Consider the following 19126-nt stretch of genomic DNA (forward strand, 5'->3'; position numbering starts at 1 on the left):
CTCCTATTAAGCTACGTAGCAGAGAATTTCACCACCAAGACCTGCCTTGCGAGCAGCACGGTCGGTCATAAGACCCTTGGAAGTGGACACTACAGCAATACCCAAACCGCCCATCACAGATGGTAGCGAGTCTTTATTTTTATAGACGCGCAGACCAGGACGTGAAACACGTTGGATTTGCTCAATTACAGGGTTAGCTTGGAAGTACTTAAGAGTAACTTCTAGCTCTGGTTTCACTTCGCCTTCAACAGCGAAGTCAACAATATAACCTTCAGCTTTTAATAAAGTAGCAATTGCAACTTTAAGCTTTGAAGAAGGCATTTTAACAGCAACTTTATTTGCTGATTGACCGTTACGAATGCGGGTCAGCATATCCGAAATCGGATCTTGCATGCTCATAATATTTACTCCAAATGATTAAGTGGCAATTACCAGCTAGCCTTACGAAGTCCAGGAATCTCGCCTTTCATACAAGCTTCACGAACCTTGATGCGACTAAGACCGAACTTACGTAGGTAACCGTGTGGGCGACCAGTTTGGTTGCAACGGTTGCGCTGACGAGATGCACTCGAATCACGTGGAAGAGACTGCAATTTAAGAACTGCATTCCAACGATCTTCTTCAGATGCGTTAATATCGCTGATAATAACTTTTAGCTCAGAACGCTTTTCAGCAAACTTAGCTACAAGCTTTGCACGTTTTACTTCACGTGCCTTCATTGATTGTTTAGCCATAACAGTAACCCTTCACCTTACTTGCGGAATGGGAAGTTAAAGGCAGCCAGCAGAGCACGGCCTTCCTCGTCGCTTGCAGCGGTTGTCGTGATAGTAATATCAAGACCGCGCACACGATCGACTTTATCGTAGTCGATTTCCGGAAAGATGATTTGCTCGCGAACGCCCATGCTGTAGTTACCGCGTCCGTCAAAAGACTTAGCGCTAACACCACGGAAATCACGTACACGTGGAAGAGCGATAGAAATCAAACGCTCGAAAAAATCCCACATACGTTCGCCACGCAAGGTTACTTTACAACCAATTGGGTAGCCTTCACGAATTTTAAAACCTGCAACAGATTTACGCGCTTTAGTGATAAGTGGCTTTTGACCAGAAATGATCGCCATATCAGAAGCTGCGTTTTCCAGCAGTTTTTTATCGTTGATTGCTTCACCAACGCCCATATTTAGGGTGATTTTATCAATCCTAGGGACTTGCATGACGCTTGAGTAGCTGAATTCTTTGGTCAATTCAGCGACTACAGACGACTTGTAGTAATCATGCAGTTTCGCCATAGTAGAACTCCAAATTACTTCTATTAGTTAGAAACGATTTCGTCATTAGATTTAAAGAAACGAACTTTCTTACCATCTTCAATACGGAAACCGATACGGTCTGCTTTACCAGTTGTAGCGTTAAAGACTGCAACGTTAGAAGCATCAATAGCTGCTTCTTGTTCAACGATGCCACCTTGTTGACCTAGAGCCGGAACCGGCTTTTGGTGCTTCTTAACAAGGTTGATTCCTTCAACAATTACTTTACCAGTAGTTAGAACCTTAGTTACTTTACCTTTCTTGCCTTTGTCTTTACCAGCAAGAACGATTACTTCGTCATTACGACGGATTTTAGCTGCCATTTTGTTGCCGCTCCTTACAGAACTTCTGGTGCCAGAGAGACTATTTTCATAAATTTCGCATTGCGAAGTTCACGAGTCACTGGACCAAAGATACGTGTACCGACTGGTTGCTCAGTAGTGTCGTTTAACAATACACAAGCATTACGGTCGAAGCGAATGACAGAACCGTCAGGGCGACGTACGCCTTTACGGGTGCGAACTACCACCGCCTTCAGAACATCACCTTTTTTTACTTTACCGCGAGGAATTGCTTCCTTAACAGTAACTTTGATGACGTCTCCGATATGTGCATAACGGCGGTGAGAGCCACCCAGAACCTTAATACACATTACTCTACGAGCGCCGGAGTTGTCCGCAGCGTCGAGTGTACTTTGCATTTGGATCATGTTAGTGCTCCGCTAAAAATTAATACTAGACCCTCTCGGGTCGGGCTGCCCCTTTTACAAGGGCTGCGAATTGTACCACCCTTTTTTGCAATTGGGTAGACAAAAAACAAGCGGCCCCAAAAATAATTTGGAGCCGCTATATTAGTTAAAGAAATATACGAAAATTAAATTGTTTTCGCTTTTTCTAAAACTTTAACCAAAGTCCAAGACTTAGTCTTAGACAGTGGACGACATTCTGAAATTTCAACAGTATCGCCTAGGCCACACTCGTTGTTTTCATCATGTGCGTGCAGTTTGGTCGTGCGTTTTACGAACTTGCCGTAAATTGGGTGTTTCACCATACGCTCGATAGCAACAGTAATAGACTTGTCCATCTTGTCGCTAACTACACGGCCTTGCATAGTACGGATTTTGTCGCTCATTATGCGCCTGCCTTCTCAGTCAAAACAGTTTTCACACGTGCGATATCACGACGTACAGCTTTCAGAGTATGAGTTTGCTGTAGCTGACCAGTTGCTGCTTGCATACGCAAGTTAAACTGTTCGCGAAGCAATTCTAGTAGCTCTGCATTAAGCTCTTCAGCGTTTTTTTCGCGTAGATCTTGTGCTTTCATCACATCACCTGCTTAGTTACAAATGTTGTTTTGATTGGCAGTTTACGAGCCGCTAGGCGGAACGCTTCACGTGCCAACTCTTCAGGTACACCGCCCATTTCGTACATTACTTTTCCAGGTTGGATTTGGGCAACCCAATATTCTACGTTACCCTTACCTTTACCTTGACGAACTTCAAGCGGTTTTTCAGTGATAGGTTTGTCTGGAAAAATACGAATCCAGATTTGACCTTGACGCTTAACGTGACGCGTCATCGCACGACGTGCTGCTTCGATCTGACGAGCAGTTAATCGACCACGGCCGACTGCTTTCAGACCGTATGTGCCGAAGCTTACATCAGTACCTTTAGCTAGACCACGGTTGCGACCAGTCTGAACCTTACGGAATTTAGTACGTTTAGGTTGTAACATCAGTCGTCTCCTTATTTACGGCCTTTACGCTGCTTCTTAGGCTTGTCAGCCTTTGGCTCTACTGCGTTAGCAGCTGGCATTCCGCCTAGAATTTCACCTTTGAAAATCCAAACTTTAATACCAATCACACCGTATTGGGTGTGAGCCGAAGAAGTTGCGTAATCAATATCAGCACGTAGTGTATGTAGTGGCACACGGCCTTCACGGTACCATTCAGTACGCGCGATTTCAGCGCCGCCTAAACGACCGCTTACTTCAACCTTGATACCCTTCGCACCTAGGCGCATTGCGTTTTGTACAGCGCGCTTCATAGCACGACGGAACATTACACGACGCTCTAGCTGAGACGCGATGCTATCAGCCACTAATTGACCGTCTAGCTCTGGCTTGCGTACTTCTGCAATATTAATTTGCGCCGGTACACCTGCAATTTTAGCTACTGCTGCGCGTAGCTTCTCAACGTCTTCACCTTTTTTACCGATAACAACGCCTGGACGAGCGGTGTGAATAGTCACACGGATGCTCTTAGCAGGACGTTCGATAACGATACGTGATAAAGATGCTTTTTGTAGTTCCTTAGTTAGGAACTGACGTACCTTGAAGTCGCCGTCTAGGTTGTCAGCGAACTCTTTGGTATTAGCAAACCATGTAGCATTCCAAGGCTTAACGATGCCAAGACGAATACCATTTGGATGTACTTTCTGACCCATTGCTTACTCTCCTAGTCTCTAGCGCTCTGCTACAACAACAGTGATGTGGCTTGAACGCTTCAAGATACGATCGGCACGACCTTTAGCACGAGGCATAATACGCTTCATGATAGGGCCTTCATCTACGAAGATTTTTGCGACATTAAGATCGTCAATGTCCGCACCTTCGTTGTGTTCCGCATTTGCGATTGCTGACTCTAGAACTTTCTTAATCAATACAGCCGCTTTTTTGTTGCTGAATGTTAGAATTTCTAAAGCTTGGTCAACAGATTTTCCGCGAATTTGGTCTGCAACTAAGCGAGCCTTTTGAGGCGAAATACGAGCAAAGTTATGTTTAGCTAAAGCTTCCATTATCTACTCCTTATTTCTTTTTCGCTTTCTTATCAGCAGCGTGGCCGCGATAAGTACGAGTAGGTGCAAATTCACCCAGTTTGTGACCGATCATTTCATCAGTTACAAATACTGGAACGTGCTGACGACCATTATGGACAGCGATGGTCAAACCGATCATAGTTGGTATGATCATTGAGCGACGGGACCAAGTCTTAATAGGCTTTTTGTCTCCGCTTTCCACCGCTTTCTCTACCTTCTTCAGCAAGTGTAGGTCAATAAAAGGACCTTTCTTGAGAGAACGTGGCATGGCGATTCCTCTTTATAGATTATTTATTACGACGACGTACAATGTACTTGTCAGTGCGCTTGTTCTTACGAGTCTTAAAGCCTTTAGTAGGCATACCCCAAGGTGATACAGGATGACGGCCACCAGAAGTACGGCCTTCACCACCACCATGTGGGTGATCGACTGGGTTCATTACCACACCGCGAACGGTTGGGCGAACACCACGCCAGCGACTAGCACCAGCTTTACCAAGTTCACGTAGCATATGCTCAGAGTTACCAACTTCACCAACCGTTGCACGGCCTTCAGAAAGTACTTTGCGCATTTCACCTGAACGTAGGCGTAGAGTTACATATGCACCGTCGCGAGCGACGATTTGTGCGTATGCACCTGCAGAACGAGCAATTTGTGCACCTTTACCAGGTTTTAGTTCAACACAGTGAACAGTAGAACCTACTGGGATGTTGCGCATTGGCAGAGTGTTACCTGCTTTAATAGGCGCATCAACACCAGATTGTAATTGGTCACCCGCTTGGATGCCTTTTGGTGCAATGATGTAGCGACGCTCACCGTCTGCGTACAGAACTAGAGCAATGTTTGCGCTACGGTTTGGATCGTATTCGATACGCTCAACTTTCGCTGGGATACCGTCTTTAGTACGTTTGAAGTCAATCAAACGGTAATGATGTTTATGACCACCACCGATGTGACGTACAGTAATACGACCGTTGTTGTTACGACCACCGTTTTTAGAGTTTTTCTCTAAAAGTGGCGCGTATGGCTTACCCTTGTGTAGGTCAGCGTTAACAACTTTAACTACGTGACGACGACCAGGGGAAGTCGGCTTACATTTAACAATAGCCATTCTAAACTACTCCTGTTATTCCGCACCGCCAACGAAGTCAAGATCTTGACCTTCTTTCAAAGTAACGTAGGCTTTTTTCACGTCTGAACGACGGCCTTCACGTTGACCTTGACGCTTGGTCTTACCCTTAAGAATAAGAGTATTTACAGTCTTAACTTCAACTTCAAATAGCTTTTCTACAGCTGCTTTGATCTCTTTTTTAGTTGCATCTTTTGCTACTTTGAAAACGATAGTGTTCGCTTTCTCTGCAGCCATCGTTGCTTTTTCAGAGATATGTGGAGCACGTAGAACTTTTAGTAGACGCTCTTCGTTAATCATGCCAGCATCTCCTCAACTTGCTTAACTGCTTCAGCAGTTATAAGAACCTTGTCAAATGCAATCAGACTTACTGGATCAATCGCAGTAACATCACGTGCATCAACTTTATAAAGGTTACGAGCAGCTAAGAATAGATTTTCATCTACTTCGCCAGTTACGATTAGAACATCATTAAGCTCAAGTTCTTCAAGCTTAGCTACTAGCTCTTTAGTTTTTGGTGCTTCTACTGAGAAGTTATCAACAACGATTAAACGCTCTTGACGAACAAGCTCAGAAAGAATGCTTTTCATAGCACCACGGTACATTTTCTTGTTAACTTTTTGGCTGTGATCTTGTGGTTTCGCAGCAAAAGTAACACCACCTGTACGCCAGATTGGGCTACGAATTGTACCGGCACGTGCACGGCCAGTACCTTTTTGACGCCAAGGCTTAGCACCGCCGCCAGATACTTCAGAACGAGTTTTTTGAGCACGAGTACCTTGACGAGCACCTGCTGCATAAGCAACAACTACTTGATGTACTAGAGATTCATTAAACTCACGTCCGAAGGTAGTCTCGGAAACAGTTAGTGCATCAGCACCTTTAACTATCAATTCCATTACTTACTCCTAGACGTTATGCTTTAACAGCTGGTTTTACGATCACGTTGCCACCTGTTGAGCCTGGTACTGCACCTTTAATAAGGAGCAGATTGCGCTCAGCGTCAACACGTACGATCTCAAGGTTTTGAGTCGTAACACGCTCAGCACCCATGTGACCTGCCATTTTTTTGCCTTTAAACACACGACCTGGAGTTTGACATTGGCCAATTGAACCCGGTGCGCGGTGAGACAAAGAGTTACCGTGAGTCATATCTTGGGTACTGAAGTTCCAACGCTTAATTGCGCCTTGGAAGCCTTTACCTTTAGATGTACCAGTAACGTCTACTTTTTTAATTTCATTGAATAGTTCTACATTTAGCTCAGCGCCAATTTCAAACTCTTCTCCGTTTTCTAAACGGAATTCCCAAAGACCGCGTCCAGCTTCAACACCTGCTTTCGCGAAGTGACCTGCTTCTGGTTTTGATACACGGTTAGCTTTCTTAGCACCAGCAGTAATTTGGATAGCTGCATAGCCGTCGTTTTCAAGAGTTTTTACTTGAGCAACACGGTTAGCTTCTACTTCAACAACTGTAACTGGGATAGAAACGCCTTCTTCGGTAAATACGCGGGTCATACCCACTTTACGTCCGACTAGACCAATCATTCTACTAATCTCCCTTAACCTAAGCTGATTTGAACATCAACACCAGCTGCAAGATCTAAACGCATTAATGCGTCTACAGTCTTATCAGTTGGCTCAACGATGTCGATCAGACGCTTGTGAGTACGAATTTCATACTGGTCACGCGCATCTTTGTTAACGTGTGGAGAGACTAGAATAGTGAAACGCTCTTTACGTGTAGGTAGTGGAATAGGACCACGAACCTGCGCGCCGGTACGTTTTGCTGTTTCTACGATTTCCGCTGTAGACTGATCGATTAGTTTATAATCAAACGCTTTAAGACGGATACGAATACGTTGGTTCTGCATGAGACAGAGCTCCAATAATAAATAAATTACACAAACAATATCGCCACTCAAACCTATCTAACTAGGTGAATGCCGATTGATTCATGTGAAACCGTAGTTTCCAAGATTAGGAAACATTGTCAGCTAAATTTGAACTAGCACTTAGACTAGTATTTTATTAACTGCGAACATAAGCTGAGTATACGTTACTAGGTAATTTCTAATTAGAAACCCTACTCCTCAATGCTCATTGGTTCACAACTGACTTAAGCCAGTGGGCGGTATTATACAGATCACAAAGTGCTATGCAAGCAGTGATTACTATTTAATCGCAAGTTATTGTCTGTTGTAGATTAATCGTCCGCTAATAAATAGCCTCGCAGAGACGATATCTCTAATCGACTTTAACTATTGAAACTTTGCTAACGAGATGGCAATTACCATCCCTGCAACCACTAGACACCCGCCAATCCTACGTAGCTTGTTGTCTGGCTGTTCACCTAATTGAGCCACCATCGATCGCCAACCTTTTGGACTTATAAGTGGTCCAAGCCCCTCTACAATGAGAACTAGACCTATCGCTAACCATATTGAATTACCCATCTTTATAACCTTTACCAAGTAAAGAGTGCACAACAAAAAGGCTCCCTTGGGTAGGAGCCTTGTTGATACATAAAATCAATTGGATTCTAAAAAAGAGCTTACTCTTTTATCACACCGTTTGAATCATTCATGTATTTGAAGAAATCACTTTTAGGATCTAGAACCAATATATCGCTCTTATCTGCAAAGGATTTTTTGTACGCACTTAGAGAACGCATGAAGCTATAAAATTCAGGATCTTTACTATAAGCTCCAGAATAAATAGAAGCAGCTTCCGCATCTGCTGAACCACGTGTTACTCGTGCTGTTTTATCTGCTTCAGCTAGCACTGTTGCAACTTCTAACTCAGCTTGTGCTCGAATAATCTCAGCTTTCTCTCTACCTTGTGAACGGTGTTTACGAGCAACCGATTCACGTTCTGCACGCATACGACGGTATATCGATTCGCTGATTTCATCTGGAAGATTAATTTTCTTCATTCTGAAGTCAACAATATAAACACCTAAGTCGTTTCGCGCACTTGGACGTGTATCAGCCAATACTTCAGCCATAATCATATCTCGTTCACCGTCTACTTCCAGTGCTTCCAAAGCAGAAACAGGAACAGGCTCAGACCCTTCACCAACTTCAGCAGCGATTAAATCGCTACGTGGGCCAGATACAATTTGCTTGATTTCTCGCGAACCAATTTCCGAACGAAGAATATCTGTCACTTTACGTTCTAGAAGCGCTTTTGCAGTAAGTAGATTACCACCGCCCGTCGCTAGATAGTATTGACCGAAATCTTCTATACGCCACTTAACATAAGTATCAATGATAACGTCTTTTTTCTCAGCAGTAACAAAGCGATCAGAGCGTCCATCCATAGTAAGGATTTTTGCATCTAGCTTTTTAACCGTATCAAACAGAGGCATCTTAAAATGCAAGCCTGGCTCGTAGATACGAGAAATTTCGTTGTTATCTTTTAAAATCCTACCGAAACGAACAACGATTCCGCGTTCACCCTCAGGAATAACAAACAGTGACATTAGCATTAACGCCAGCGCAGCAAAAATTACAGGGATTATTAACTTACGCATTCTTAGTATCTCCCTTGACGTGTGCTAGTTGAACGGCTATCTGTTGTTTGATCTGAAGCATCTGAACGTTGTGGTTCTAGATCTAAATCATCATACGTTGATGTTGATTCACGTTTAGCAGTTGAACTTTGTGAAGTTTGCCCAAGTTTATCCATCGGTAAATACAACAAGTTGCCACTTGATTCAGAATCAATCAGTACTTTAGATGTTGATGTATAAACGTCTTCCATTGTATCAAGATACAAACGGTTACGTGTTACTTCAGGAGCGGCATTGTATTCAGGAAGTAATTTTTCAAATTGAGCAACCTGACCAAGTGCTTCATTGATTGTACGTTCAGTATAGCCTTGTGCTTCTTTTTTCAAACGCTCAGCACGACCCGTTGCTTTAGGAAGTATTTCATTCTTATAAGCTTCGGCTTCACGAATGAAACGCTCTTCATCTTCTCGAGCTGCAATCGCGTCATCAAAGGCATCTTTTACTTGCTCTGGTGGACGAGCAGACTGGAAGTTTACATCTACAATGATTAAGCCCATATCGTACTTATCAATAATACGGTTTAGCGTTTCTCGTGTATTTTCACGAATTTGTTGACGACCGCTAGTTAAAATAGCGTCCATTAATGAATCGCCAATAACCGCACGCAAAGCAGAATCAGTTGCTTGACGTAAGCTATCATCGGCACTAGTCACACGGAACAAATATTTATACGGATCAGAAACGCGATATTGCACACCCATTTCTACCGTAACCACGTTTTCATCTTTAGTTAACATTGTTCCAGAGGCACGTAAGGCTCTAATTGCTTGTACGTTAACTGGTGTAACTTCGTCGATGAATCGTGGACGCCAGTTCAAACCCGGTTCAACCACGTGGTCATATTTACCTAGGCGTAATACAACACCTCTTTCGGCTTCACCTATGGTGTAAAATCCAGAAAACACCCAAATAGCGATAGCTACGACTGCAATAAGGCCAAACCCTATCGCGCCACCAGAACCACCACCAATTGAAGGCATGCCACCTTTTTTACCAAACTTTCCGCCTAATTTTTGGCTCAGTTTGCTAAACACTTCATCTAAATCTGGTGGACCTTGATCTCGGCCACCAGATTGCTTACCACGATCATCTTTATTACCCCAAGGGTCATTATCGCGGCCATTATTGTTGCCATTGTTATTTCCAGGCTCATTCCACGCCATTAGAAAGCTCCATCATGATATGACGTTATACTGTAGCAGTCCTTGAGTGAACGATAAAGTCACTGAGTACTGCCCCTTCTTTTTTCTCAAGTCTAGACCAATCTACTTTTTGCATCCGGATATCGATCAATAAGTTACCATCTGTTTCATATTCTTCACTCTGAATACTATTCATTGCAAAAAACGTACTACGAATTCGTCCTTGATACTGTGGCGGAATTCGTAATTGGTATTGAACCATTTGACTTGCTAAACGCTCTGTCAATGCTTCAAATAATAGATCGATGCCTTTACCTTCCATTGCAGAAACCCAAACACGCTGAGGAACTCCTTCCTCATCTCGCTCAATGCGAGGATTTTGGCCTTCGAGATTATCAATTTTGTTCATGACGATCAGAGACGGTACTTCATTCGCATCAATCTCTTCTAATACTACATCAACCGCATGTATGTTCTCACGAAAACGGTCGTCACTAGCATCAACAACATGTAACAAAATGTCAGCTTCTTGTGTTTCTTGTAACGTTGCTTTAAAAGCTGCTACTAGATCATGGGGTAGATGTCGGATAAAACCAACCGTATCAGCTAAAATAGCTGGTCCAACATCCATTAATTCGACTTTGCGCAAGGTTGGGTCTAATGTGGCAAACAATTGGTCTGCGGCATAAACATCTGCATCAGTAATCTGATTAAATAAAGTCGACTTCCCCGCATTGGTATATCCTACAAGTGAAATCGTAGGTATTTCCGCGCGGTTTCTGGCACGCCGTCCTTGCTCACGCTGCTTCGAAACTTTAGCTAAACGCCGCAATATTGCTTTGATTCTATCTCGTAATAAGCGTCTATCTGTCTCTAATTGGGTTTCACCTGGCCCACGTAAACCTATACCACCTTTCTGTCTCTCAAGGTGAGTCCAACCACGAATCAGTCGGGTAGAAAGATGGCGAAGCTGTGCCAACTCAACCTGCATTTTACCTTCATGGGTACGGGCTCGTTGAGCAAAGATGTCAAGTATTAGACCAGTGCGATCTATTACTCGACATTGACAAAGCTGTTCAAGGTTTCTCTCTTGGGCAGGTGAAAGGGCATGATTAAAAATCACGATTTCAGCTCCAGTTAACTGCACTGCCTGTGCAATTTCTTGAGCCTTACCCTCACCAACATAATATTTGGAGTGCGGAGCTTGTCTACTACCGGTGATAACTTGTAGTGTATTGACTCCTGCAGAAGATACTAGCAACTCACATTCACTAAGATCTTCCCACTCACCTTCCTGCGTGAAGTTAATATGAACAAGGATAGCCTGTTCACCTGCTTCGTAACGGTCAAACAAGCAACCAACTCCTTATTTTTAAATAATTATTAATCTTCTGATTTCTCTTGTGAACGTTCGCCTTGTGGGCGCTCGGTATTTGTGTGGTGAGTCACTGCTCGTGCAGGAACAACTGTCGATATTGCATGCTTATAAACCATTTGGTTTACTGTGTTTTTCAGCAAAATCACAAATTGGTCAAAAGATTCGATCTGACCTTGAAGTTTAATTCCATTCACTAGGTAAATTGAAACCGGCACACGTTCACGACGAAGTGCGTTTAAGAACGGGTCTTGTAAAGATTGCCCCTTAGCCATTTTTATTTTCCTTATTAGTTTGTTGTAATTATTTAGCTATTGGTGCTGTTTTTGCCTCTGAGCTAAATGAATCAAATAGGTCTTACTTTTGTCTAGTTAAGTTTTTAAACCTTAAATATCATCGAGTAAAACTTTTACGCAAAAACGGTCACATTATACACTGCATTACTCATTTGAAACTATTTCGTTAGAGATAATCTCGAATGCTTTATTAATGTTCTCGCTATCTAACCAAGTTAAATTATCCCAGCTGCGTAACCAGGTGATTTGTCGCTTGGCCAATTGACGAGTTGCACAAACACCACGAAAAATCGCTTCATCTAACGTGCAATTCCCGTCCAAATAATCCCACATTTGACGATAACCAACACATCTGATGGATGGTAAATCTACATGTAGGTCTTTTCGAGCATAGAGTGCTTTCATCTCTTGTTCAAATCCAGCGTCGATCATTTTTTCAAATCTAACTTCTATGCGACGATGCAATTCTGCCCTTTCCTTGGGAGATATTGCAAACTGCCTGACATCATAAGGAAGAGGATCTCCTTTTACTTTTGTCAGCTCAGTTATTGTTTTACCTGAAATTCTATAAACTTCCAATGCCCTTGATAGTCTTTGAGGGTCATTTGGGTGAATTCTTTTTGCTGATACAGGATCTACCTTCGCTAATTGCTTATGCAGAGCCTCCCATCCTAACTCTTCTGCCTCTACTTCTATTTGCTGCCGAATCTCTGCATCAGCAGCGGGTAAAGGAGACAGACCTTCTAATAGAGCTTTATAATAAAGCATAGTTCCCCCAACAAGCAGAGGAATTTTACCTTTCGCGACGATAGCGGCCATTTCGGCTAAAGCATCACGTCTAAAGTCGGCAGCAGAATACGACTCACTAGGATCTAAAATATTAATAAGTCGATGGGGAGCGATGGCTAATTCAGTTTCATCTGGTTTAGCCGTACCGATATCCATTCCTTGATAAATAAGCGCCGAATCGACACTAATAATTTCAATCGGATACTGTTGTGTTAGCTTAATTGCTAGCTCTGTTTTACCAGATGCCGTGGGCCCCATTAAAAAAAGAGCCAGTGGTAATTTTTTATTCATTTAAAGTGCTACTTTTTTCAAACATCTCGATAGTCTGTTCAAAGCGAACTATTTGGATAAATGCGGTGTCTTGCAAAGGTAAATGTCCTTCCCACAACTGTTCCAGTTCTGATATTAATTTTATCCCCTCAGATAAAGCGTAATCACTTTTAACTTGGGTAATATTATCGGCAAACCATCGAGCAAGACAGCCACTGTCGATATCATTTTTTTCTACTGCTAAATAAGATAACAGTTTCGGAATGATAAGTTGTAAATTTTGTTGGCGTAAAGGCTGTGGAACCGCCATTACCAATATCTGTTCTCTATTTTTCTCTTTAAATTGTATAGCAAATTGAGTCAAGAGTTGTTGATATTTACGAAAAGCACTTAAATCTTGCTGGGATATTTTAATCGACAACGGGATCAACAATGGTTGAGGAGTGAGTTGGTATTTATCGGCCTGAAGTTGACCTAATATTCTATACCATTCGGCTTGTGCTAATGAGATAAGAACTTCACCGTGATCAGACTGCATCAAAATATACTGTTGTCGAACAATTGAAAATGCTTTACCTACAGAACGGATTAAATTGACATTATTGGTTCGAATCCTAGTCGGAGAGCATGACACTTCCATGTTATTCATTCGGTCCAATTCTGGAGTCTCTAGTAACGCTTTATATGCCTTAAGTTCTTGTTGACTCGGATTAGCATCCGACTTTCTAAGCTCTGTTCCTCGAGTAGTCGGCTTATCACGCGACTCTTTCCCAGTAGCATGATTTACATTGTTCCATGAATAATCAGTCTTAGAACCATTACTTTGTTCAGCTTGCTCATTTTGAGCTAATGGACTTTTTGTATAATCTTCTCTTCCGGGATAAGCAGGCGTATTATCAATCGCTTCTCGGGCATGTGTTTGAGCCGATTCCGTTAGCGTTGTATGGTAGGCGGCTTGTGAGGTTTTAGGTTCACTAACATGTGAACTTTGAGCTAACGCATCAGAAAGTGCCTGATAAATAAAATCATGGACCAAACGGCTTTGATGAAAACGGACTTCATGTTTGGCAGGATGCACGTTCACGTCAACCTGATGCGGATCGATCTCAATGAAAAGAACATAACTAGCAAATTGATCAGGCCGCAGACTGCTGGCATAACTTTGACGAATAGCATGATTGATTAATTTATCTCGCATCATTCGTCCGTTGACATAACAGTACTGTAAGTCACTTTGCTGGCGCGCTCCTTGTGGAGAGGTAATCCAACCGTATAAACGCAAACCTGTATGCTCTAATTCAATACTTAGCATATGGCGAACAAAATTCGTCCCACATGCCGCTGCTATCCTCTTTTCTATTTGAGTAGTGTTGTTGGCTGCGCGATATTGACGTACAACTTTACCATTATTTTTCAAGTTAATACTGACATCGAATCGACTCAGTGCGATACGTTTTAACAGTTCATCAATGTGAGTAAATTCGGTTTTATCCGTCCGTAAGAACTTACGTCTCGCTGGGGTATTAAAGAATAAATCGAGTACTTCAACCGTTGTTCCTATTGGGTGTGCGGTTGGTTGGAGCTTTACCTCCATATCTCGGCCTTCGCTATAAGCGGACCAAGCTTGTTGCTGAGTTGCCGTTCTTGAGGTCAGCGTTAATCGAGATACCGAACTAATACTGGCTAAAGCTTCACCACGAAACCCCAAACTCATTATTGCTTCTAAATCATCTAGAGTATGTATTTTAGAGGTAGCATGACGACTCAATGCCAACGATAACTCTTCTTTGACTATCCCTTTGCCATTATCTCGAACCCGAATAAGTTTACTGCCACCCTTTTCTATATCAATATCAATTCGAGTTGCCCCTGAATCAATACTGTTTTCAACTAATTCTTTAACAACCGAAGCAGGTCTTTCGACCACTTCTCCTGCCGCTATTTGGTTCGCCAATCTGGCGGGTAAAATTTTTATAGTCATTTATTTGGTATTATCAGAATCTGTCCCACTGCTAATTTATCTGAGCGTAGCTTGTTCGCTCGCCTTACACTATCTATTGTCACACCATACTTCGCAGCTATTTTTCCTAAAAACTCACCACGAGCAACTTTGTGTTTACGAATAGGAACATCTTCTAGTTTTACGGTAATTTTAAGTTTTTGTCCTACCCATAATGTGTTCCGCTGCAACTTGTTTTGCTTTTTAATGCTTGCTACAGACACCTTGTACTTATTCGCTATCAGACCTAAATACTCTCCAGCTTGAACGGTATGTGTAATGAATTCAGTTTCGACTAAGTTACTTGTTTTGGTAATAACGACAGGCCTATTACTTGCGGGTATAACCAAGACTTGTCCAATTTTTAATCCTGACGATTTTAGATTATTAGCTTTCATTATTGCTTGAGTCGTCAAACCATACCTTTGTGCAATAACAGATAACGAATCCCCTTTAACCACTTTATGCTTATGGGCCGTTTTTTTCTGGGCAAATAAGGTCCCTTCAGGTGGATTTTGTTCAAAATACTGCACAATCGCTTTGGTTAAAGCGCGAGCTAATTTATCTTGGTGGCTAGTCTGAAATAATAACTTCTCTTCAGTTGGGTTAGAAATAAACCCTGTCTCAACCAAAACTGATGGTATGTCTGGAGATTTTAGCACCGCCAAACTAGCGTGAACTGGTTGTTTTTTATGTAAGCGAATAATCTTACCCATTTCAGCCAAAATATTGGTAGCAACTTTGTAGCCTTCTTTCTGTGAGTGACTAAATTGCAAATCAAGTAATGTTTGGCTTACGTTTTTATCTGCCTGGTTTTTTGCTAGTACTTGACCCGCGCCACCTAATAACTCAGATTGCTGTTCGTGCTTTTCTACCCAACGTGAAATTTCCGTATTGGCCCTGCGAGTATTTAGAACAAAAACCGATCCACCTCGCGGTTTTGGAGAACTAAAACTATCTGCATGAACCGATACCAATAAATGCGCTTTACTTCTTCTAGCAATATCAGAACGCTTGTTTAAATTAACAAAGTAATCACCATTCCTTGTCAACACTGCTTTTATTCCAGCGACACTATTCAGCTGTTGGGCAATTTTTTGTGAAATACTCAATGTCGCATGTTTTTCATATTTTTTGCTTGGTCCAATGGAACCTGGGTCTTCTCCGCCATGTCCCGCATCAATGGCCACGACAATATCAGCATTACCAGAAAATTGAGAAGCATCCTTACTGGGAGAAGTAGTTGGTGACGTGTTTTTAATTACCGGCGTTTCGACACTAGATTTACTTGAATGCGGTAAATCAACAACCAAGCGATGTCCATACTGACCGCCGGGGGTCGGCTTAAGCTTAAATAGCTTTGCGGTTACTTTTTCTTTAAGCACAAAAACCAGTCGGTATGTGCCTTTACTTGGAGCACCACTACTTCTAATTTTGCTGAGTATTTTACTATCATTTACATCAATAGGTAATTTAGCATTCAGCTCGGTATTTTTTAAATCAATAACCAATCTATTCGGTGATGATAAAGTAAAATAGCTATAATCCACTTCTGATGTAAGATCTATAACGACTCTTGTCTCATCCGGCGATGGCCATACACGTAAGCTTTCCAATTCATTAGCATTAACACTATTGATAGAAAACAGTATCAAAATATTAATAAAGAGCACACTAAAGGCTCTTAAATATTTACCAATCAAGATAGCTCCAAACTATTTAATAACGTATTCCCATAATCACTATTAGCCGATAAAATAGCAGTTCTTTGTTCGTTCATGTAGCGTATTTCAATCTCAAGATCAGCTTTAGGTAATAGCCCCTCACCTTTCTCTGGCCATTCCACCAAGCATATGGCATCTGCAGTAAAGTAATCTCGTATTCCCATGTACTCCAATTCTTCAGGATCAGCTAAGCGATATAAGTCAAAGTGGTAGACGTGCCAATTTGCCAGTTCATATGGTTCAACCAATGTATATGTAGGGCTTTTTACGTTACCTTTGTGCCCTAAAGCCTTTACAAATCCCCGACTGAATGTCGTTTTGCCCGCACCTAAATCCCCATGTAGATAAATAGTCGTCTGCTGAGTACAAAGTCCCGCCAGTTTTTGCCCCATATTGATGGTTGCTTGTTCATCCATTAAATTAAATTGTTTTGTATTCATATTACACATTAGCTCAATTATCATATTATTGGGTAAATTGGATCTGGCGTCTGTTACTGTGTTACGTTGCGATTTTTAGTTTAAAATTATGCTCAGTTTTAAACTTGTGCCCTTTATATAACAATTATTCTCCACTATATAAAGAGTTAAAGAGTCTCGATAGTAAATCGGGGTTGGATAAAGGTACAATACCTGCTTGAAAAACCATTCGCTCCCCCTCACTCTAATCAACTTTCATCACGTCACTTTCATAGCTCTACACGATTATTTCAGGTAAGATCCGTCTTTCTTACTGACTTAAATTCTTATCTACCACTATATTTCTATGAACTACCAAGCATTAGCACAAAAAATAAAATTATGGGGTAAAGATCTTGGATTCCAACAAGTTGGAATTTGTGATGTTGACTTATCTCAGCATGAAGAAGCAATGCTTAACTGGTTAAAATCGGGATATCATGGAGAGATGGAATGGATGTCACGCCATGGTACTATGCGCTCTCGCCCCAATGAGTTGCTTCCTGGCACCATTCGCGTCATTAGTGTTCGCATGGATTATCTCCCGCCTGAAGCACAATTCGCGAGTAATTTAAGCCAACCCAATCATGCCTATATTAGCCGATATTCATTAGGTCGTGATTATCACAAATTAGTCCGCAATAAATTAAATCAACTAGGCAAATTGATCGAGCAAGAAGTAGCAACGTTAGGTTATCGACCTTTTGTAGATTCCGCGCCTATTCTAGAAAGACCTCTAGCTGAAAAAGCAGGAATTGGATGGACTGGAAAACATTCATTAATTATCAACCGTGAGGCCGGCTCTTGGTTTTTCTTAGGTGAACTTCTTGTTGATATACCATTGCCAGTTGACGACATAGTAAGCAATGAATGTGGTAAATGCAGTGCTTGTATCACCTCTTGTCCAACGCAAGCAATTATTCAAGACGGCGTTGTTGATGCCAGAAAATGTATCTCATACCTTACTATAGAATATGATGGAATCATTCCACTAGAATATAGAAAAGCAATGGGAAATAGAATTTATGGTTGTGATGATTGCCAACTCGTCTGTCCATGGAATAGATATGCTGACTTAACCCAACAACCTGATTTTCATCGCCGTTCTTTTTTCGAATATCCTGATCTACTTACTCTATTTACTTGGAGTGAAAAAGAGTTTTTAAAAAACCTTGAAGGTTCCGCTATCCGTAGAATAGGCCATATTCAATGGCTCAGAAATATCTCCATTGCTTTAGGCAATGCGCCATATTCACAAGAAATAATTACTGCTCTAGAGCAGAAGCTAGGACTATCTACGTTGTTAGATGAGCACATAACTTGGGCATTAGAACAACAAATCGCCCAAGTACCTGGTATGCGCTCATATCAAAATTCGGACATAAAATTAAAAAATAAAACGCAGCGATTAATTAGAATCGTTGAAAAAGGATTAAAACGAGACGCTTAAACTTAACGACGATACAAACTTTTCTTTGACATGAACCACAAAATTCCAAATGTGGAAAAAACTTATCTACTTAACCAAAAACATTTCTATTTAAAAAGTTAAACACAATACTAATAAATGACAAAGATCAATAATTTCTAACTTAATGATCTTTTTTTATATATACAGCGATGAATAGAAAAACAAAAAAACCTTTATAAACATATATTTAATAAATATTGCCATTTAGGTTACAAAAAAAAAACCTAGAAGATCTTATAAGTAAATAGGCAAATTTCAGATGATTCTATTTTTACTCACTAGGTTATCCACAGATAAAAAAATGTGGATAAGTCTGTAGATTATTTTCATTTTATGGCATGAAAGAGCCACAGCTATTGAGATCTAGCAGTGGAAAAACTGGCATACGCAAGTTAAATTAAATTTGAGGGGGATAATACTTCACAGCATTAAAGAAAAGAGCAGTTAAGATGATAATTCTATGCATGAATATAAAATTATCAAAATAAGTAAAATGGTTGCGGGGGCTGGATTTGAACCAACGACCTTCGGGTTATGAGCCCGACGAGCTACCAAGCTGCTCCACCCCGCGTCCGAGTTTTTACTTTCTAAGAGAATCTGGCTGACAGTATTAATTTATGGCCAAACTATCTGTAATTGGTTGCGGGGGCTGGATTTGAACCAACGACCTTCGGGTTATGAGCCCGACGAGCTACCAAGCTGCTCCACCCCGCGTCCGTGTTCTTTCTGAAACTTTTTTGAAGCAAAGTTAATCTTGAAAAGAATAACTTCTAAAAAC

At 41.5% G+C, this 19126-nt stretch carries 26 protein-coding genes and 2 tRNA genes; 1 reads left to right on the forward strand and 27 read right to left on the reverse strand.

Annotated elements, in window-relative coordinates; all coding sequences use genetic code 11:
- Nucleotides 1-6: 6 nt before the first annotated feature.
- From rpsH to tsaE, 25 genes are all read right to left on the reverse strand, one after another.
- Complete coding sequence (gene rpsH / locus R3X26_RS14770; RefSeq protein WP_317718095.1) at nucleotides 7-399, reverse strand: 30S ribosomal protein S8; 393 nt, start codon at nucleotides 397-399, stop codon at nucleotides 7-9.
- A 29-nt stretch (nucleotides 400-428) separates the two neighbouring features.
- A complete protein-coding gene (rpsN, locus tag R3X26_RS14775; RefSeq protein WP_317718096.1) occupies nucleotides 429-734 on the reverse strand; it encodes a 30S ribosomal protein S14 in 306 nt (101 codons plus the stop codon).
- Between the two features lie 17 nt (nucleotides 735-751).
- A complete protein-coding gene (gene rplE, locus R3X26_RS14780) occupies nucleotides 752-1291 on the reverse strand; it encodes a 50S ribosomal protein L5 (RefSeq protein WP_317718097.1) in 540 nt (179 codons plus the stop codon).
- Between the two features lie 23 nt (nucleotides 1292-1314).
- Nucleotides 1315-1632 carry a 50S ribosomal protein L24 gene (gene rplX, locus R3X26_RS14785; protein ID WP_317718098.1) on the reverse strand — a complete coding sequence of 106 codons (318 nt, stop codon included), beginning with the start codon at nucleotides 1630-1632 and terminating at the stop codon, nucleotides 1315-1317.
- 14 nt (nucleotides 1633-1646) lie between these two features.
- Complete coding sequence (rplN, locus tag R3X26_RS14790) at nucleotides 1647-2018, reverse strand: 50S ribosomal protein L14 (protein WP_017036074.1); 372 nt, start codon at nucleotides 2016-2018, stop codon at nucleotides 1647-1649.
- A 164-nt stretch (nucleotides 2019-2182) separates the two neighbouring features.
- Complete coding sequence (rpsQ, locus tag R3X26_RS14795) at nucleotides 2183-2440, reverse strand: 30S ribosomal protein S17 (RefSeq protein WP_317718099.1); 258 nt, start codon at nucleotides 2438-2440, stop codon at nucleotides 2183-2185.
- Nucleotides 2440-2631, reverse strand: coding sequence for a 50S ribosomal protein L29 (rpmC, locus tag R3X26_RS14800; RefSeq protein WP_272131987.1), 192 nt, complete (start codon nucleotides 2629-2631; stop codon nucleotides 2440-2442). The genes rpsQ and rpmC overlap by 1 nt, the downstream gene beginning before the upstream one ends.
- On the reverse strand, nucleotides 2631-3041 hold the full coding sequence (gene rplP / locus R3X26_RS14805) for a 50S ribosomal protein L16 (RefSeq protein WP_317718100.1): 411 nt from the start codon (nucleotides 3039-3041) through the stop codon (nucleotides 2631-2633). Before rplP ends, rpmC begins: the two co-directional genes overlap by 1 nt.
- Nucleotides 3042-3052: 11 nt before the next feature.
- Entirely contained in the window at nucleotides 3053-3751 is a 699-nt protein-coding gene (rpsC, locus tag R3X26_RS14810) for a 30S ribosomal protein S3 (protein ID WP_317718101.1), read from the reverse strand.
- 18 nt (nucleotides 3752-3769) lie between these two features.
- Nucleotides 3770-4102 (reverse strand): 50S ribosomal protein L22, encoded by a 333-nt coding sequence (rplV, locus tag R3X26_RS14815; protein WP_317718102.1) that lies wholly within the window; start codon nucleotides 4100-4102, stop codon nucleotides 3770-3772.
- A gap of 10 nt (nucleotides 4103-4112) precedes the next feature.
- Entirely contained in the window at nucleotides 4113-4391 is a 279-nt protein-coding gene (gene rpsS, locus R3X26_RS14820; protein ID WP_001138114.1) for a 30S ribosomal protein S19, read from the reverse strand.
- 19 nt (nucleotides 4392-4410) lie between these two features.
- A complete protein-coding gene (rplB, locus tag R3X26_RS14825) occupies nucleotides 4411-5235 on the reverse strand; it encodes a 50S ribosomal protein L2 (RefSeq protein WP_317718103.1) in 825 nt (274 codons plus the stop codon).
- A 15-nt stretch (nucleotides 5236-5250) separates the two neighbouring features.
- Nucleotides 5251-5553: a 50S ribosomal protein L23 gene (gene rplW, locus R3X26_RS14830; protein ID WP_317718104.1), complete on the reverse strand. Its 303-nt coding sequence runs from the start codon at nucleotides 5551-5553 to the stop codon at nucleotides 5251-5253.
- Nucleotides 5550-6152: a 50S ribosomal protein L4 gene (gene rplD, locus R3X26_RS14835; RefSeq protein WP_317718105.1), complete on the reverse strand. Its 603-nt coding sequence runs from the start codon at nucleotides 6150-6152 to the stop codon at nucleotides 5550-5552. The genes rplW and rplD overlap by 4 nt, the downstream gene beginning before the upstream one ends.
- 16 nt (nucleotides 6153-6168) lie before the next feature.
- Nucleotides 6169-6798: a 50S ribosomal protein L3 gene (gene rplC / locus R3X26_RS14840; protein ID WP_317718106.1), complete on the reverse strand. Its 630-nt coding sequence runs from the start codon at nucleotides 6796-6798 to the stop codon at nucleotides 6169-6171.
- A gap of 14 nt (nucleotides 6799-6812) precedes the next feature.
- Complete coding sequence (gene rpsJ, locus R3X26_RS14845) at nucleotides 6813-7124, reverse strand: 30S ribosomal protein S10 (protein ID WP_017053625.1); 312 nt, start codon at nucleotides 7122-7124, stop codon at nucleotides 6813-6815.
- 387 nt (nucleotides 7125-7511) lie between these two features.
- Complete coding sequence (locus tag R3X26_RS14850) at nucleotides 7512-7706, reverse strand: DUF2065 domain-containing protein (protein ID WP_317718107.1); 195 nt, start codon at nucleotides 7704-7706, stop codon at nucleotides 7512-7514.
- Between the two features lie 98 nt (nucleotides 7707-7804).
- The gene (hflC, locus tag R3X26_RS14855; RefSeq protein WP_317718108.1) at nucleotides 7805-8785 is read right to left on the reverse strand and encodes a protease modulator HflC; all 981 of its coding nucleotides are present in this window, start codon (nucleotides 8783-8785) and stop codon (nucleotides 7805-7807) included.
- A 2-nt stretch (nucleotides 8786-8787) separates the two neighbouring features.
- Nucleotides 8788-9987: an FtsH protease activity modulator HflK gene (gene hflK / locus R3X26_RS14860; protein WP_317718109.1), complete on the reverse strand. Its 1200-nt coding sequence runs from the start codon at nucleotides 9985-9987 to the stop codon at nucleotides 8788-8790.
- Between the two features lie 25 nt (nucleotides 9988-10012).
- Entirely contained in the window at nucleotides 10013-11320 is a 1308-nt protein-coding gene (hflX, locus tag R3X26_RS14865) for a ribosome rescue GTPase HflX (protein ID WP_317718110.1), read from the reverse strand.
- Between the two features lie 29 nt (nucleotides 11321-11349).
- Nucleotides 11350-11616 carry an RNA chaperone Hfq gene (gene hfq, locus R3X26_RS14870; protein WP_317718111.1) on the reverse strand — a complete coding sequence of 89 codons (267 nt, stop codon included), beginning with the start codon at nucleotides 11614-11616 and terminating at the stop codon, nucleotides 11350-11352.
- 165 nt (nucleotides 11617-11781) lie between these two features.
- Nucleotides 11782-12717 (reverse strand): tRNA (adenosine(37)-N6)-dimethylallyltransferase MiaA, encoded by a 936-nt coding sequence (gene miaA, locus R3X26_RS14875; protein ID WP_317718112.1) that lies wholly within the window; start codon nucleotides 12715-12717, stop codon nucleotides 11782-11784.
- Nucleotides 12710-14677: a DNA mismatch repair endonuclease MutL gene (gene mutL / locus R3X26_RS14880; protein WP_317718113.1), complete on the reverse strand. Its 1968-nt coding sequence runs from the start codon at nucleotides 14675-14677 to the stop codon at nucleotides 12710-12712. Before mutL ends, miaA begins: the two co-directional genes overlap by 8 nt.
- Nucleotides 14674-16395 (reverse strand): N-acetylmuramoyl-L-alanine amidase, encoded by a 1722-nt coding sequence (locus R3X26_RS14885; RefSeq protein ID WP_411572424.1) that lies wholly within the window; start codon nucleotides 16393-16395, stop codon nucleotides 14674-14676. The genes mutL and R3X26_RS14885 overlap by 4 nt, the downstream gene beginning before the upstream one ends.
- Complete coding sequence (tsaE, locus tag R3X26_RS14890) at nucleotides 16395-16859, reverse strand: tRNA (adenosine(37)-N6)-threonylcarbamoyltransferase complex ATPase subunit type 1 TsaE (protein ID WP_317718114.1); 465 nt, start codon at nucleotides 16857-16859, stop codon at nucleotides 16395-16397. The genes R3X26_RS14885 and tsaE overlap by 1 nt, the downstream gene beginning before the upstream one ends.
- Nucleotides 16860-17184: 325 nt before the next feature.
- On the opposite strand from tsaE, the gene queG reads away from it, so the two are divergent.
- Entirely contained in the window at nucleotides 17185-18327 is a 1143-nt protein-coding gene (gene queG, locus R3X26_RS14895) for a tRNA epoxyqueuosine(34) reductase QueG (protein WP_317718115.1), read from the forward strand.
- A 515-nt stretch (nucleotides 18328-18842) separates the two neighbouring features.
- On the opposite strand, the gene R3X26_RS14900 is transcribed toward queG, so the two are convergent.
- Both R3X26_RS14900 and R3X26_RS14905 read right to left on the reverse strand, forming a co-directional pair.
- Nucleotides 18843-18919: transfer RNA gene (locus tag R3X26_RS14900), tRNA-Met, on the reverse strand.
- 66 nt (nucleotides 18920-18985) lie between these two features.
- Nucleotides 18986-19062, reverse strand: a tRNA-Met gene (locus R3X26_RS14905).
- Between the last annotated feature and the right edge of the window lie 64 nt (nucleotides 19063-19126).

Source organism: Vibrio sp. TH_r3, assembly GCF_033101115.1.
In the GTDB taxonomy this organism is placed as follows: Bacteria; Pseudomonadota; Gammaproteobacteria; order Enterobacterales; family Vibrionaceae; genus Vibrio.

Bases quoted from the DNA above. Each gene is read 5' to 3' on its own strand.
- rplB (WP_317718103.1), bottom strand. From the start codon at position 5,235: ATGGCTATTGTTAAATGTAAGCCGACTTCCCCTGGTCGTCGTCACGTA.
- mutL (WP_317718113.1), bottom strand. From the start codon at position 14,677: ATGACTATAAAAATTTTACCCGCCAGATTGGCGAACCAAATAGCGGCA.
- rplC (WP_317718106.1), bottom strand. From the start codon at position 6,798: ATGATTGGTCTAGTCGGACGTAAAGTGGGTATGACCCGCGTATTTACC.
- R3X26_RS14850 (WP_317718107.1), bottom strand. From the start codon at position 7,706: ATGGGTAATTCAATATGGTTAGCGATAGGTCTAGTTCTCATTGTAGAG.
- rpsS (WP_001138114.1), bottom strand. From the start codon at position 4,391: ATGCCACGTTCTCTCAAGAAAGGTCCTTTTATTGACCTACACTTGCTG.
- rpsJ (WP_017053625.1), bottom strand. From the start codon at position 7,124: ATGCAGAACCAACGTATTCGTATCCGTCTTAAAGCGTTTGATTATAAA.
- hfq (WP_317718111.1), bottom strand. From the start codon at position 11,616: ATGGCTAAGGGGCAATCTTTACAAGACCCGTTCTTAAACGCACTTCGT.
- rplN (WP_017036074.1), bottom strand. From the start codon at position 2,018: ATGATCCAAATGCAAAGTACACTCGACGCTGCGGACAACTCCGGCGCT.
- rplX (WP_317718098.1), bottom strand. From the start codon at position 1,632: ATGGCAGCTAAAATCCGTCGTAATGACGAAGTAATCGTTCTTGCTGGT.
- rplE (WP_317718097.1), bottom strand. From the start codon at position 1,291: ATGGCGAAACTGCATGATTACTACAAGTCGTCTGTAGTCGCTGAATTG.
- tsaE (WP_317718114.1), bottom strand. From the start codon at position 16,859: ATGAATACAAAACAATTTAATTTAATGGATGAACAAGCAACCATCAAT.
- queG (WP_317718115.1), top strand. From the start codon at position 17,185: ATGAACTACCAAGCATTAGCACAAAAAATAAAATTATGGGGTAAAGAT.
- rpsH (WP_317718095.1), bottom strand. From the start codon at position 399: ATGAGCATGCAAGATCCGATTTCGGATATGCTGACCCGCATTCGTAAC.
- hflC (WP_317718108.1), bottom strand. From the start codon at position 8,785: ATGCGTAAGTTAATAATCCCTGTAATTTTTGCTGCGCTGGCGTTAATG.
- rplW (WP_317718104.1), bottom strand. From the start codon at position 5,553: ATGATTAACGAAGAGCGTCTACTAAAAGTTCTACGTGCTCCACATATC.
- rplD (WP_317718105.1), bottom strand. From the start codon at position 6,152: ATGGAATTGATAGTTAAAGGTGCTGATGCACTAACTGTTTCCGAGACT.
- rplV (WP_317718102.1), bottom strand. From the start codon at position 4,102: ATGGAAGCTTTAGCTAAACATAACTTTGCTCGTATTTCGCCTCAAAAG.
- rpsC (WP_317718101.1), bottom strand. From the start codon at position 3,751: ATGGGTCAGAAAGTACATCCAAATGGTATTCGTCTTGGCATCGTTAAG.
- hflK (WP_317718109.1), bottom strand. From the start codon at position 9,987: ATGGCGTGGAATGAGCCTGGAAATAACAATGGCAACAATAATGGCCGC.
- miaA (WP_317718112.1), bottom strand. From the start codon at position 12,717: ATGAATAAAAAATTACCACTGGCTCTTTTTTTAATGGGGCCCACGGCA.
- rpmC (WP_272131987.1), bottom strand. From the start codon at position 2,631: ATGAAAGCACAAGATCTACGCGAAAAAAACGCTGAAGAGCTTAATGCA.
- rpsQ (WP_317718099.1), bottom strand. From the start codon at position 2,440: ATGAGCGACAAAATCCGTACTATGCAAGGCCGTGTAGTTAGCGACAAG.
- rpsN (WP_317718096.1), bottom strand. From the start codon at position 734: ATGGCTAAACAATCAATGAAGGCACGTGAAGTAAAACGTGCAAAGCTT.
- rplP (WP_317718100.1), bottom strand. From the start codon at position 3,041: ATGTTACAACCTAAACGTACTAAATTCCGTAAGGTTCAGACTGGTCGC.